At 57.4% G+C, this 13231-nt stretch carries 9 protein-coding genes; 3 read left to right on the forward strand and 6 right to left on the reverse strand.

The window, feature by feature from the left end; genetic code table 11:
- Positions 1-6: 6 nt before the first annotated feature.
- The 3 genes from addB to trxA all read left to right on the forward strand — a co-directional run bounded on the left by addB (position 7) and on the right by trxA (position 7123).
- A complete protein-coding gene (addB, locus tag HWX89_RS02365) occupies positions 7-3180 on the forward strand; it encodes a double-strand break repair protein AddB (RefSeq protein WP_138795108.1) in 3174 nt (1057 codons plus the stop codon).
- A complete protein-coding gene (gene addA, locus HWX89_RS02370) occupies positions 3170-6724 on the forward strand; it encodes a double-strand break repair helicase AddA (protein ID WP_138795109.1) in 3555 nt (1184 codons plus the stop codon). The genes addB and addA overlap by 11 nt, the downstream gene beginning before the upstream one ends.
- Before the next feature lie 78 nt (positions 6725-6802).
- Positions 6803-7123, forward strand: a complete 321-nt coding sequence (gene trxA / locus HWX89_RS02375; protein ID WP_138795110.1) for a thioredoxin — start codon at positions 6803-6805, stop codon at positions 7121-7123.
- A gap of 48 nt (positions 7124-7171) precedes the next feature.
- On the opposite strand, the gene HWX89_RS02380 is transcribed toward trxA, so the two are convergent.
- The 6 genes from HWX89_RS02380 to HWX89_RS02405 form a co-directional block, all read right to left on the reverse strand.
- Entirely contained in the window at positions 7172-8551 is a 1380-nt protein-coding gene (locus tag HWX89_RS02380; RefSeq protein WP_422646305.1) for a bifunctional folylpolyglutamate synthase/dihydrofolate synthase, read from the reverse strand.
- Between the two features lie 88 nt (positions 8552-8639).
- Entirely contained in the window at positions 8640-9539 is a 900-nt protein-coding gene (gene accD / locus HWX89_RS02385) for an acetyl-CoA carboxylase, carboxyltransferase subunit beta (RefSeq protein ID WP_138795112.1), read from the reverse strand.
- Between the two features lie 40 nt (positions 9540-9579).
- Entirely contained in the window at positions 9580-10419 is an 840-nt protein-coding gene (gene trpA, locus HWX89_RS02390) for a tryptophan synthase subunit alpha (protein ID WP_138795113.1), read from the reverse strand.
- Between the two features lie 4 nt (positions 10420-10423).
- Positions 10424-11644, reverse strand: a complete 1221-nt coding sequence (trpB, locus tag HWX89_RS02395; protein WP_138795114.1) for a tryptophan synthase subunit beta — start codon at positions 11642-11644, stop codon at positions 10424-10426.
- Between the two features lies 1 nt (position 11645).
- Positions 11646-12308 carry a phosphoribosylanthranilate isomerase gene (locus tag HWX89_RS02400; RefSeq protein ID WP_138795115.1) on the reverse strand — a complete coding sequence of 221 codons (663 nt, stop codon included), beginning with the start codon at positions 12306-12308 and terminating at the stop codon, positions 11646-11648.
- 147 nt (positions 12309-12455) lie between these two features.
- Positions 12456-13223 carry a M48 family metallopeptidase gene (locus HWX89_RS02405; RefSeq protein WP_138795116.1) on the reverse strand — a complete coding sequence of 256 codons (768 nt, stop codon included), beginning with the start codon at positions 13221-13223 and terminating at the stop codon, positions 12456-12458.
- Positions 13224-13231: the final 8 nt, after the last annotated feature.

Raw genomic sequence — 13231 nt, forward strand, 5'->3', positions numbered from 1 at the left:
AAGCCATTGGCATCTGCCAAACGCATTCTGACTATTGCACCGGGAACGCCGTTCCTCAGAACACTCGCGGAAGAGTTGTGCAACGGTACACTCACCGCGTCGTATAAATACGATACGGCCGATCCGCTTTCCTTGGCCAAGGTTACGATCTACGTGCCGACCCGCCGTTCTGCCCGCGTCTTGCGGTCCGAATTTGTGGACCTGTTGGGCGGGCGGTCGGCTATTCTGCCGCTTATTCGGCCACTCGGCGAAAGCGATGACGACAGTGGATTCTTCGATATCGAAAATCCTGAAATCATGGATATGGCGCCACCAATTTCCGGCACCGGACGCCTGATCGAACTGGCTCGCCTGATTCTGGCATGGCGCAACAGCCTGCCCGATGCGATCCGCGCCGTTCACTCGGACTCACCGCTCGTCGCGCCAGCAAGTCCTGCCGATGCCGTATGGCTTGCGCGTGCGCTTGGTGAAGTGATCGATGCAATGGACACGGAAGAGAAGGATTGGGAAGCGCTTTCCGAACTGGACACTGGCGAACATGCCCAATGGTGGCAACTCACCGCTGAGTTCCTGAAAATCGCCAGTGTGTTCTGGCCAGCCCGCCTGGGCGAACTTAACCGGTCATCGGCCGGGCGGCACCGAAATGCCATTCTGCGCGCCGAAGCAGAACGGCTTGGCAGAATACCAGACACTGGGCCGATCATCGTTGCCGGTTCCACAGGCTCCATTCCCGCAGCCGCGGACTTCATCGCTTCGGTTGCGTCTCTGCCGCAAGGTGTTGTCGTGCTGCCCGGTCTCGATCTCGCCATGCCCGAGGAGCAATGGCAGGCAATCGGTGAGGATTTGACCGATCCCGCGAGCCGGACGCACTCTCAATACGGTCTTTTCTTGCTGCTCCGGAAACTTGCTGTATTGCGGCAGGACGTCGAGCAGATCGGTCAACTGGATAACGATCTCAAAGACCGTGCCTCTATATTCTCGATGGCGCTTGCCCCGGTAAAATCCACAAGCGAGTGGAACAGGTGGCGCGAATCCAAACCCGATGGTTTTTTCGATCACGCCTTCACCTCCGCTACCTTGATCGAAGCTGCCAATGAACGAGAAGAGGCTACTGCAGTCGCGATCGCACTGAAGTTGGCGCTGGAAAGACCGGTTCGAGGCCGCGCGTCACAAGCTGCCCTCATCACGCCCGATCGCGGTCTGGCGCGACGCGTGGCGACAGAATTAAAGCGCTTCGGCATCATTGCCGATGATTCAGCCGGTACACCGCTATCGGCAACACCGCAGGCCGGGCTGGTTCAGCTTGTGCTAGAAGCCGTCCTGAGACCCGGCGACCCCGTCTCCGCTGTTTCGCTTCTCAAACACCCCTTGGCGCGGTTCGGCCTCTCACAAGATGCATTTGAGGCCGCGGCAACAGCTCTGGAACTGATCGCACTGCGTGGTGGAAGACTGGAAACCGAGATTGGCAATCTGGAGGCCGTCCTCGATGCCCAACTCCTAATGCAGAAGGATGATCGCCACCCGCCGAAATGGCGCACAGCACTGCCGGACGGAAGCGTGGAAACGGCCCGTGATCTCGCCAGACGAATCCAGGCGGCAATCGAACCGCTTCAGTCTGCATTTGTCAGCCGCAGCCGCTCAGGACGTGCTTTAACTGAGAAGCTGCCGCTTTCCAGTTGGTCGGAGCGAACCGGGCGCGTGATCGAGGCGATCTGCGCTGACGAAAATGGCGATCTGGCGGGACTGTGGTCTGGCGAAGCCGGAGACAAACTCTCCGCATTGTTCTCCGAATTGATGGAAAGCGGTGATGTTCTCGATGCGGACGGACCCCAATGGATCGATATTTTCGCAGCGTTTGTCACCGGTGATTCCATCAAGCCACGTGCGATGAGTCATCCGCGCGTCTTTATTTTTGGTGCGCTGGAAGCACGCCTTCAAAATGTCGATACGATTGTCATCGGCGGACTGAATGAAGGGTTGTGGCCGGGGCAAACAGCCAACAATCCGTTCCTGTCGCGAACCATGAAAACGGCAATCGGCCTGGAACCACCAGAACGAAGTGTCGGACAGCTGGCCCATGATTTCGAAATGGCCAACGGTACGCGCCACATCGTCTATAGCCGGGCCTTGCGGCAGGGCTCCACGCCAGCCGTCGCATCACGTTGGCTGCAACGCCTGTTGGCACTGGGCGGTGAGGACTTCGCCGAACATCTCAGAGATCGGGGTGAAACATTCCGACGCTGGGCGACCCTCCTCGACGCCGGTATTGAACAGGACGCCGCAAAACGCCCAGCACCAAAACCACCGGCAGAGCTGCAGCCGAAAAGCTATTCCTTCAGTGAAGTCGGAAAATTACGCCGCGACCCCTATGCTATCTATGCACGACGCATCCTGCGCCTCGATCCTCTGGGAGAGTTCAACCGCGACCCAAGTGCGGCCGACCGTGGCACGCTTTACCACACCATCATCGAACGTTATTCGCGAGAAGGCCATATTCCGGGAACGCCTGCTTCACTGGATGCGATGCACCGCATTCTCAACGAATGTTTCGATTCGGAAAATCTGCCGCCACATGTCGATGTCATCTGGCGTCCACGCTTCGAAGCCGTGGCGCGCGCCTTCATCGACTGGGAGCGCGAGAGATATCCCTCGATCCGACGCAGCTTTTTCGAGGCAAGAGCCGGACAGGAAATTGCTGAGGCAGGCATTCGTCTGACAGGCATTGCCGACCGTATCGACATCAAGACAAGCGGTCATGCCGATATCATCGACTACAAGACCGGGCTTGCTCCTTCCGTCAATCAGGCTCGTGCTCTTCTTGACCCGCAGCTTTCGCTGGAGGCGGCCGCGTTGATGCGCGGCGCATTCAAGGATGCAGGATCGCCAACTCCGGAAAACCTGATCTATGTCCGGTTGCGCCCAGGCGACCGATTTCATTGGGACCAGGTTAACAACGAAGGCGCTGCAAGAAGCAAAAAACCACCGAAGTCTGCCATCGATCTGGCAACGGAATCGATCGATCAGCTTGCAAAGTTCGTTGGCTCCCTGAGAGACGGCAAAAACGGTTTTGCTTCCCGTCTGGTGCCTGAAGAACAGCAATCTTACGGTGGCGAATATGATCACCTTGCCCGCGTTTCCGAATGGTCGACGGCAGAACCAGGAGACGGCGATGGCGATTGATCTTTTCGATGCTGGCCCTATCGCCGACAATCCTGAAAGCTGGATCGACTGGACGACCGCGCGCCAGAGGCTTGCGTCCGATCCGGGAAGCTCCGCCTGGGTGTCCGCCAATGCCGGTTCCGGCAAAACACATGTGCTGACCCAGCGTGTGATCCGTCTGCTGCTTGCCGGTTGCCGGCCCTCGGCCATCCTCTGCCTTACCTACACCAAGGCTGCGGCCTCGGAAATGTCGAGCCGCGTCTTCGATCGATTGGCCGAGTGGGCTACTTTGCCGGATTCCGATCTCAGAGACCGGATTGCTTCCATCGAAGGCAAGATACCTGATCTTATCAAGCTTGCGGAGGCTCGCCGTCTGTTCGCCAAGGCGCTGGAAACACCTGGTGGTCTTAAAATCCAAACCATCCACGCGTTTTGTGAAGCTTTGCTGCACCAGTTTCCACTCGAGGCCAATGTTGCCGGGCATTTCTCCGTTCTGGATGATCGCGCAGCCGCCACCCTGCTTGCGGAGGCGCGTCGATCTCTTCTGACAGCGGTATCAATAGACAACGATGCCGAGCTGGCGAGTTCCCTTGCCTATGTTCTTGATCTTGCCGATGAAAGCGGCCTTGAATCGCTGTTGAGCGCCATTATCGCCAATCGCAGTGCGCTGCGCGCCTTCCTGCATGAAGCACGGCAGTCAGGCGGCCTTGATGCCACATTGCGCTTTGCCATGCAGATCAAGGCGGGAGAAACGCTTGAAACGGCCGCCGCCGCCTACTGGCCCCTGCCCGGTCTTTCGGGTCTGGCACTCGACACTTATCTGACGCTCGCCGACGAACTCGGTGGCTCCCGCGTTATCGACGTAGCCTACGCATTGCGGGAAGCCAAACGGCAAACCGACCCATTGCAACGCATGGCATTCGTTGAGGCCGCTCTTTTAACGGCCAAGGGCGATAAAAAATCGGATGCCTACGTCATCAACAAGGCCATGCAGAAAGCGTCACCCGATCTCATCGATGCGCTGACGCTGGCGAGAGACCATGTCGCATCGTGCCGGGAACGCTACCGCCTGCTGCGTATGCTGGAAGCCACCCAGGCTGCTCTGGTGTTGGCGGAGCGGCTGATCGGCGACTTCGAGGATCTGAAAAAGCAACGCAGTCAGCTCGATTTCGAGGATCTGATCGAAAGGGCCGCCAATCTCCTGAACCGGGATACGGCTGGCGCCTGGGTTCACTACAAGCTGGATCAGGGCATTGACCATATTCTCGTCGACGAGGCGCAGGACACCAGCCCGGTGCAATGGTCCATCATTCAGTCGCTTGCGGCAGATTTCTTTAGCGGCGAGAGTGCCCGCAAGGGCCGGCGCACCCTGTTTGCAGTGGGTGACGAGAAGCAGTCGATCTACTCGTTTCAGGGGGCGCGGCCGGAGCGTTTCTCGCAGGAACGCGAAGAGACCAAACGACGCGTGGATGCCGTGGAACAGCAGTTTCATCGTATCCGGCTACCGCTCTCCTTCCGATCCACCGAAGATGTCTTGGCTGCTGTCGACCAGGTATTTGCCAACCCCGACAACGCCAGCGGTTTGAGTGCCGACAAGGAGCCGGTCGAACACCGATCCAACCGGGCCGGACAGCCGGGAACGGTTGAAGTCTGGGACATGGTGGTCCCAGAAATCACCGAAAACGAAGAGGATTGGACTGCGCCCTTTGATGCGCTGCGAGAGAGCGCTCCCCCTGCGATAGTCGCACGCAGGATAGCTGCGCGCATCGCGGAGATGATCGGCAAGGAGACGATTGCCGAGAAAGGTGTCGAGCGGGCAATCGAGCCGGGTGACATTCTCGTGCTGGTGCGAAAACGCCATGCCTTCGTTAATGCGCTGACCCGTGAGTTGAAGCAGCGCAAGAATATTCCTGTTGCCGGTGCCGACCGTCTTCGGCTGACCGATCACATCGCCGTCCAGGATCTGCTTGCACTTGGCCGGTTTGTGGTGTTGCCGCAGGACGATCTTTCGCTCGCTGCACTCCTGAAAAGCCCACTTTTCAACCTGACCGAGGACGATGTTTTCGCGGTCTGTGCCGAACGCGCGGATACCGAAAGTGCCTGGCAACGGCTGATACACCTTGCCGAAAACGACAGCCGTCTCGGGATGGTTCGGCAGAAACTGCAAAGTTTCATCTCGCTTTCCAAGACAGCAACGGTGCATGATTTCTTCGCCGCCGTTCTGACCCTGTTTGATGGTCGAAAACAGTTTCTCGGCCGATTGGGCAACGAGGCCAGTGACGTTCTAGACGAGTTTCTTTCTTTCGCGCTGGATCACGAAAAGGCCGGCATGCCCGGCCTTCAGGCATTCATATCGGTTCTGGAAACCGATTCTCCTGAGGTGAAGCGCGAGCAGGACAAGGATCGTGGCGAAGTACGCATCATGACTGTGCATGCTTCAAAGGGGCTTGAGGCGCCGGTCGTGTTTGTCGTTGATGGCGGTTCAAAGGCTTTCAACCACAGCCATCTGCCAAGCCTGCGTTTTATCGAAAAGCCCGACACCGCCTTCCCGGTCTGGTTACCCGGCAGTGGTTTTTCCAACAGTCTGGTGGAAGCGGATAAAGACAGGCTGAAGGATGCGGCCGAAGAAGAATACCGGCGCCTGCTTTACGTGGCAATGACGCGCGCCGCCGACCACCTGATTGTTTGCGGGTATCGGGGCCCGACAGAAAACCCTGAATGCTGGCATGCAATTGTCAAAACCGCCCTCTCCGACCATCCAGAGCGTTCAAAGCCACAACAGTTCTCTGCCGGAGGCGAGGATTGGGACGGCGTGCTGTGGCGATCCTCGGACGTGCGTTCGGTCCAACACACACAGGCAACGGCGGAAATCGCGGATGAGCAGGAAATCCATCTTCCCGCCGGACTGCTGACGCCTTTGCCACCGCTGCCTTCACTCCCACGACCCCTTAGCCCCTCGGGCGTCGGTATGATCGTCGATGACGGGGCCGACGACCTGATCGTATCCTCGCGGCTTTTTACGCAGAAAACGGTGGGGTCGACGCTAGCCCTGCAACGAGGAAGGCTGGTGCATCGCATGTTGCAAACCTTGCCGGATTTCCCCGATGATGCGCGCGAAGCGGCAGCCCGGCGTTATGCGGATCGCGCAGCGCAATTCTGGCCTTCGTCCGAGCGTGAATCATTGATCGAAGCGGTGTTGCGCGTGATTTCGGAGCCAGCCATTCAATGCGCCTTTTCACCGAACAGCAGGGCAGAAGTTTCTGTCATGGGTACCATGACACTCGGCAGGCAGGATTATGCCGTTTCCGGCCGCATCGACCGGCTGGCGGTCGATGGCGACCGCGTTATTCTGGTCGATTACAAGACCAACCGGGCTCCGCCTCGCGCTGCCAATGAAATTCCTTTTGCGCATATTGCGCAGCTTGCCATCTATCGGGAAATCCTGACCCCGCTCTATCCGGACAAGACCTTTGTCTGCGCACTGGTTTATACGGAAAACGCGTCTTTCGTGACGCTTGGAAACGATGCTATGACGCAGGCCCTTGCCGCAATAAAAACAAAGTGAGATACCGGGGCATTGAAATTCTCCCCTGCCCGCATCACATCGATAGCGGAAAAAGATTCACTGAAAGGAGAGCCAGATATGGCTACCGTAAAAGTCGATGCCGCCAACTTCCAGTCCGAAGTTCTCGATTCCGCTGAACCCGTTGTCGTGGACTTCTGGGCTGAATGGTGCGGCCCGTGCAAGATGATCGCCCCCAGCCTTGAAGAAATCTCTTCTGAGCTTGCTGGCAAGGTCAAGGTTGCCAAGCTGAACATCGACGAAAACCCCGAACTGGCCGCCCAGTTTGGCGTTCGCTCCATTCCGACGCTTGCCATGTTCAAGGGTGGCGAAGTGGCAGACATCAAGGTTGGTGCAGCTCCCAAGACTGCGCTTTCCGCCTGGATTTCCGGCGCTGCCTGAGATTACAGTATGTTGAGATGAAAAAAGCCCCGGTTTACCGGGGCTTTTTTATTGAGGTATTGTTCCGTTCAGAGCCAACGCATTGCCGGCGAGATAGAGCGAACCGCCGATCAGAATACGCGGCGGCGGCGCCTCAGGATCAAGATGGCGAACCAGCTCTTCCAATGCCTCGGAGATGGAAGATGTGGGAGCAGCCACCAGACCTGCATCAAAAGCCGCATGGGCAAGCACCACCGGATCAATCGCCGCATCCGTACCCGTTATCGGAACGGTGAAGACATATTCGGCGATATCAGCGAACGCCTTGAAATAACCGACGGGATCTTTGGTGTTGATCATTCCCGCGATGATAAACAGTGGTCGGGGTTTCTTTTCCTCGAAACCAGCCATGGCTTCAGCGATAACTTCACCGGCGCCAGGATTGTGGCCACCGTCGACCCAGATTTCTGAACCCTCGGGCGCCAGATCGGCGATATTGCCGTCCTGAATGCGCTGTAGTCGACCAGGCCATTCGACGGACGTCATCGCCTTTTCAACCATACGCTCCGTCACCTCGAAACCGGCAGCCTTGACGGCGCGAATAGCAGCGGCAGCATTGGCCAGTTGATGACGGCCGGGAAGTCTGGGAAGCGGCGCATCCGTCAACCCGAACTCGTCCTGATAGACCATTCGGCCAAATTCTTCATGCGCAGCAAAATCCTGTCCGTAGACAGTGACCGGACAGCCCAGCCGCTCCGCTGTGTTGACCAGAACATCAAGCGCGGCATCGTATTCCTGATGACCAATCACCACCGGGAAACCGCTCTTCATAATGCCCGCCTTTTCCGCGGCAATCAGCTCGACACGATCGCCCAGATAGGCCTGATGATCGAGCGATATGGGCATGATGACGGATACGGCAGGGTTGTTGATGACGTTGGTCGCATCGAAGCGGCCACCAAGCCCAACCTCGACAATGGCTGCATCAGCGGGCTGTTCCGAAAACAGCAGGAACATCACCGCTGTCAAAATCTCGAAAACCGTAATCATCTGCCCGTCGTTGGCATCTGCCACGCGCCGCAAAGCATCGGCGAACAGGGCATCTTCGACATAGCGGCCCTTGGCGCCGGAGACACCAATACGGTAGCGCTCATGCCAGTTGACCAGATGCGGTGACGTATGCACGTGTACGGAAAGGCCTGCCGCTTCGAGCAAGGCGCGACAGAAGGCCGTAACAGACCCTTTGCCGTTCGTGCCGGCAACATGGATAACCGGCGGCAATCGCTTCTGCGGATTACCGAGTTTTTCAAGAAGGCGGGAAATTCTGTCGAGCGAGAGATCGAAGCCTTTCGGATGCAATTGCATCAGCTCTTCGATGATCTGCTCGGCCTCGCTTATTGCGGGCTTCGTCATGTCTTCTAACCGCCTTTCAGGCGCTGATCCGGTCATCTGTCCGCCGCATCGGAGGGTGTCGTCCTGCGTCGGTGTATCATCGTCCCGAAGCCGGCGCGCGGCCTCGGGCGACATTCTCTGTTCTTCAGGCCGATGCTGCGAGCGCAACCTGGTTGTGTTCAGTGACATCAGCCGGAGCTTTCGTCATGATCTTCAGGAGGTTGGCCAGCGTATCGGGGATATCGTGGCGATCGACCACCATGTCCACCATGCCATGCTCCAGCAGATATTCCGATGTCTGGAAGCCCTCGGGGAGCTTTTCACGGATTGTCTGCTCGATAACGCGCTTGCCCGCGAAGCAGATTTCTGCACCCGGTTCGGCAATATGGACGTCACCCAGCATTGCATAGGATGCCGTAACACCGCCTGTGGTCGGGTTCGTCAGAACCACGATGTAAGGCATGCCGGCTTCTTTCAGCATGTTGACGGCAACAGTCGTACGCGGCAACTGCATCAGCGAAAGTATGCCTTCCTGCATACGGGCGCCACCGGAAGCCGGGAACATGACCAGCGGGCAACGCTCGGAAATGGCACGTTCGAATGCCTTGACGATTGCTTCACCGGCCGCAATGCCCAGCGAACCGCCCATGAACTGGAATTCATGCACGACGGCAACGATCTTCAAGCCTTTGAGGTTACCGACACCGGCAAGGATCGTGTCTTCCTGATCCGTCTTGATGCGGCTGTCGCGCAGACGGTCGGTGTATTTTTTTGAATCGCGGAACTTCAGGGGGTCCTGAGCAACCTTCGGCTGCGGAAGCGCTTCGAACACGCCGCCATCAAAAAGGGTCGCAAGACGGGCTTTCGCCGGCATCTTCATATGGTAGCCGGAGGCCGGGATTACCCACAGGTTCTCCTCGAGATCCTTGTGGAAGACCATTTCGCCGGTTTCCGGGCATTTGATCCAGAGGTTTTCCGGAACATCGTTGCGACGGCCGAGCATGGAATTGATCCGCGGCCGAACATAGTTGGTAATCCAGTTCACTTGAATACTCCTGTGACTGACTGCGCTTAACCGAACAAGATTATTCGGCAGCAGCAAGGCGCGATGCACGCACGCCCGTTGAAAGTCCCTTTACCAGTGTCGTGACAGACGAAACGGTATCGGCTGTCGCTTTTCCATCTGCGCTAAGGCTGCCTGCAACCTGTGCAACAATTGCCGAACCGACCACAACACCATCAGCCATGGCGCCAATCGTCCGGGCGTGATCTGCAGTCTTTACGCCAAAACCGACGCATACCGGAAGATCGGTGTGGGCCTTAATACGTCCGACAGCCTTGGAGATCAATGCGGGATCTGGCAGAGCCGAACCGGTGATACCGTTCATCGACACGTAATAAACGAAGCCGGACGTATGGTTGAGAACGGTCGGCAAGCGTTTTTCATCTGTCGTCGGCGTGGTCAGACGAATGAAGTTGATGCCGTACTTGAGCGCGGGAATGCAAAGCTCATCATCCATCTCCGCCGGCAGATCAACAACGATCAGTCCATCGATCCCTGCATCGAGTGCATCGGCCAGGAACTTTTCAACGCCGTAGATATAGATGGGATTGTAGTAACCCATAAGAACGATCGGGGTTGCGTCGTCATCCTTGCGGAATTCTCGGGCGATATCGAGTGTGCCCTTCAGCGTCTGACCGCTCTTCAATGCGCGCTGACCGGCCATCTGGATTGCCGGGCCATCGGCCATAGGATCAGAAAACGGCATGCCGAGTTCGATCACGTCCGCACCAGCTTCCGGCAATGCCTTCATGATGGCAAGCGATGTGTCAAAATCCGGATCGCCGCCCATGAAGTAGGTAATCAGGGCCGGGCGATTTTGGGCGCGCAGATCGGCGAAGCGTTTGTCCATACGTGCGGTCATGATCTTATACATCCATTCCAAGGAACTTGCTGACGGTGTGGACATCCTTGTCGCCACGTCCGGAGAGGTTCATCAGGATGATCTCGTCCTTGCCCATTTTCGGCGCGCGCTTGATGACTTCAGCCAGAGCATGGCTCGGTTCGAGGGCAGGAATGATGCCTTCGAGGCGCGTCAGCATCTGGAACGCGTCGAGCGCTTCATGATCCATGATCGGCACATATTCCACGCGGCCGATATCGTTCAGCCAGGAATGCTCCGGACCGATACCTGGATAATCGAGGCCAGCGGAGATCGAGTGGCCTTCCTTGATCTGACCGTCTTCGTCCTGAAGCAGGTACGTGCGGTTGCCGTGCAGAACGCCGGGCGATCCCGCTGTGATGGATGCGCAATGCTCATCGCCGGAAAGGCCCTTGCCACCCGCTTCAACGCCAACAATCTTGACGCTCTCGTCATCGAGGAATGGATGGAAAATACCGATGGCGTTCGATCCGCCACCAACGGCAGCGATAACGACGTCAGGCAAGCGGCCCTCAGCCTCCAGCATCTGCGCCTTTGCTTCCTGACCGATCACAGCCTGAAAATCGCGAACCATTTCGGGATAGGGATGCGGACCAGCAGCCGTGCCAATCAGGTAATAGGTGTCGTCGACATTGGTGACCCAGTCGCGCAGCGCTTCGTTCATGGCATCCTTGAGGGTACCATGGCCGGCCGACACCGGCTTCACTTCGGCGCCCAGCAGCTTCATGCGAAATACGTTCGGCGCCTGACGGGCAACGTCGGTCGCGCCCATGTAGACGACGCAAGGCAGACCGAAGCGCGCCGCAACCGTTGCGGAGGCAACGCCATGCTGACCGGCACCGGTCTCGGCGATGATGCGGGTCTTGCCCATGCGCTTGGCGAGAAGGATCTGGCCAAGGCAATTGTTGATCTTGTGCGAGCCGGTATGGTTCAGCTCTTCGCGTTTGAAATAGATCTTGGCGCCACCAAGTTCAGCCGTCAGACGCTCAGCGAAATACAACGGGCTCGGGCGGCCGGTGTAGTGAGCACCTAGGTGTTTCAGTTCAGCCTGAAACTCCGGATCGGTCTTCGCCTTCTCCCATTCCGCCTGCAAATCCAGAATAAGCGGCATCAGCGTTTCGGCAACGAAGCGGCCTCCGTAAATGCCGAAGCGTCCGTCCTCATCGGGACCGGCGCGGAAAGAATTGGGTTTTGGCGTGTCGTTCACTTCAAGCTCCCTTTGGGCCAGTCGACCGATTGTTCACGGCATCGAAAAATGTATCGATCATGGCCGGATCTTTCACTCCCGGCGCACTTTCCACGCCGGACGATATATCTATTCCCCTCGCCCCGGTCTCAGCCAGAGCGCCGGCGACGTTATCCTTGTTCAGCCCTCCGGAAAGCATGTAATCAATGCTGCCGTCAAGAGAGCGAAGAAGCGTCCAGTCAAAGGACACACCATTGCCGCCAGGCAAGTCCGATCCAGTCGGCGGCTTGGCGTCGAGCAGGAAGCGGTCAACGATACCAACATAAGGGTCAATTTTGGCAAGATCAGCGGCGTCCCGAATGGAAATTGCCTTCATCACCGGCAGACCATACAGCGCCTTGACGTTCAGCACACGTTCCGGCGTTTCATTACCGTGCAACTGGAGGATATCGGGTTTCAGAAGATCGACGATCTCGTCCAGTTCGTCATTGTCAGCGTTGACGGTGACGGCAACGACCTTCACGCTGCCACGAACGGTGTCAGCCAGCTTGCCGGCAATATCGGGTTCGATATTGCGCGGGCTTTTTTCAAAGAAGATGAAGCCGATATGGGACGCGCCTCGTCTAACCGCGCGTTCCACCGCTTCCGGCGTCTTCAATCCGCAAATCTTGATATCCGGTTTCATACCTGCGACCTGACACGAAATGTCGAAAGAGTCGAGTATAAAGCGCAGGGAATGCCGCCTATCCGCCACTGCGTTTGGGGGCCAACGATGCGCTTTAGTATCGATTGTTTCACGTGAATCCAGAAATAGTCATTCACTGAACCGTCTTCAATCGAAGTCGACGGCGTGAAGCTGTGAACCGTGACGCTTCAGCCAGGCTTTCGCTTCCTCTGTGTGCGGGCAGAGCTTTTCACACAACGCCCAGAATTTAGGGCCATGATTCATCTCTGCCAGATGGGCCACTTCGTGGGCTGCAAGATAATCGATGACCTTTTCGGGTGCCATGACGATCCGCCACGAAAAGCTCAAATTGCCGTCGTGCGAACATGAACCCCAACGGCTGCGCGTATCCTTCATGGTGATCGAACGAACCGGTCGCCCTACGCTTCTCGCGTGGTGCATCACCAGTTTTTCGAGATCCGCCTTGGCTTCTTTTTTCAAGAATGCCGAAATCCGTCGCCCGAGATGTTCGGGGAGACCACTGACGGAGAGAATTGCCACTCCATCCGCATCTTCGGACATACGGGTTATACCGCGCACGCTCCCAGTGTGTTCTATCCGGTGTGGGACGCCACGAATCTCGATCGTTGCTCCGGGGCGCAGGCCGTTATCGGGACCAATCTTGCCAAGCTTGCCTTCAAGCCAGCCGTGGTGCCGTTCCAGAAAATCGTCCACCTGCCCGTGATGCAGCCCGAACGGTATCGTGAGCTTCAAAGCTCTTCCACCGGGTTCTATCCGCAAAGTGATGCGCGTCGCGCGTGGATTTTCCTTCACTGTAATCGGCAGACTACGGCCAGCCACCTCGACTGTGCGCTGGCTTTGCACGGCTCTTTTGGGCGCCGTTGACTTCACGGATTTTCTGAGAAGCGAAAACATGCTGTTTT

Source organism: Rhizobium sp. RM, from assembly GCF_013390595.1.
Taxonomy (GTDB): domain Bacteria; phylum Pseudomonadota; class Alphaproteobacteria; order Rhizobiales; family Rhizobiaceae; genus Agrobacterium.

Bases quoted from the DNA above. Each gene is read 5' to 3' on its own strand.
- HWX89_RS02380 (WP_422646305.1), bottom strand. From the start codon at position 8,551: ATGACCGGATCAGCGCCTGAAAGGCGGTTAGAAGACATGACGAAGCCC.
- trpA (WP_138795113.1), bottom strand. From the start codon at position 10,419: ATGACCGCACGTATGGACAAACGCTTCGCCGATCTGCGCGCCCAAAAT.
- HWX89_RS02400 (WP_138795115.1), bottom strand. From the start codon at position 12,308: ATGAAACCGGATATCAAGATTTGCGGATTGAAGACGCCGGAAGCGGTG.
- addA (WP_138795109.1), top strand. From the start codon at position 3,170: ATGGCGATTGATCTTTTCGATGCTGGCCCTATCGCCGACAATCCTGAA.
- trxA (WP_138795110.1), top strand. From the start codon at position 6,803: ATGGCTACCGTAAAAGTCGATGCCGCCAACTTCCAGTCCGAAGTTCTC.
- HWX89_RS02405 (WP_138795116.1), bottom strand. From the start codon at position 13,223: ATGTTTTCGCTTCTCAGAAAATCCGTGAAGTCAACGGCGCCCAAAAGA.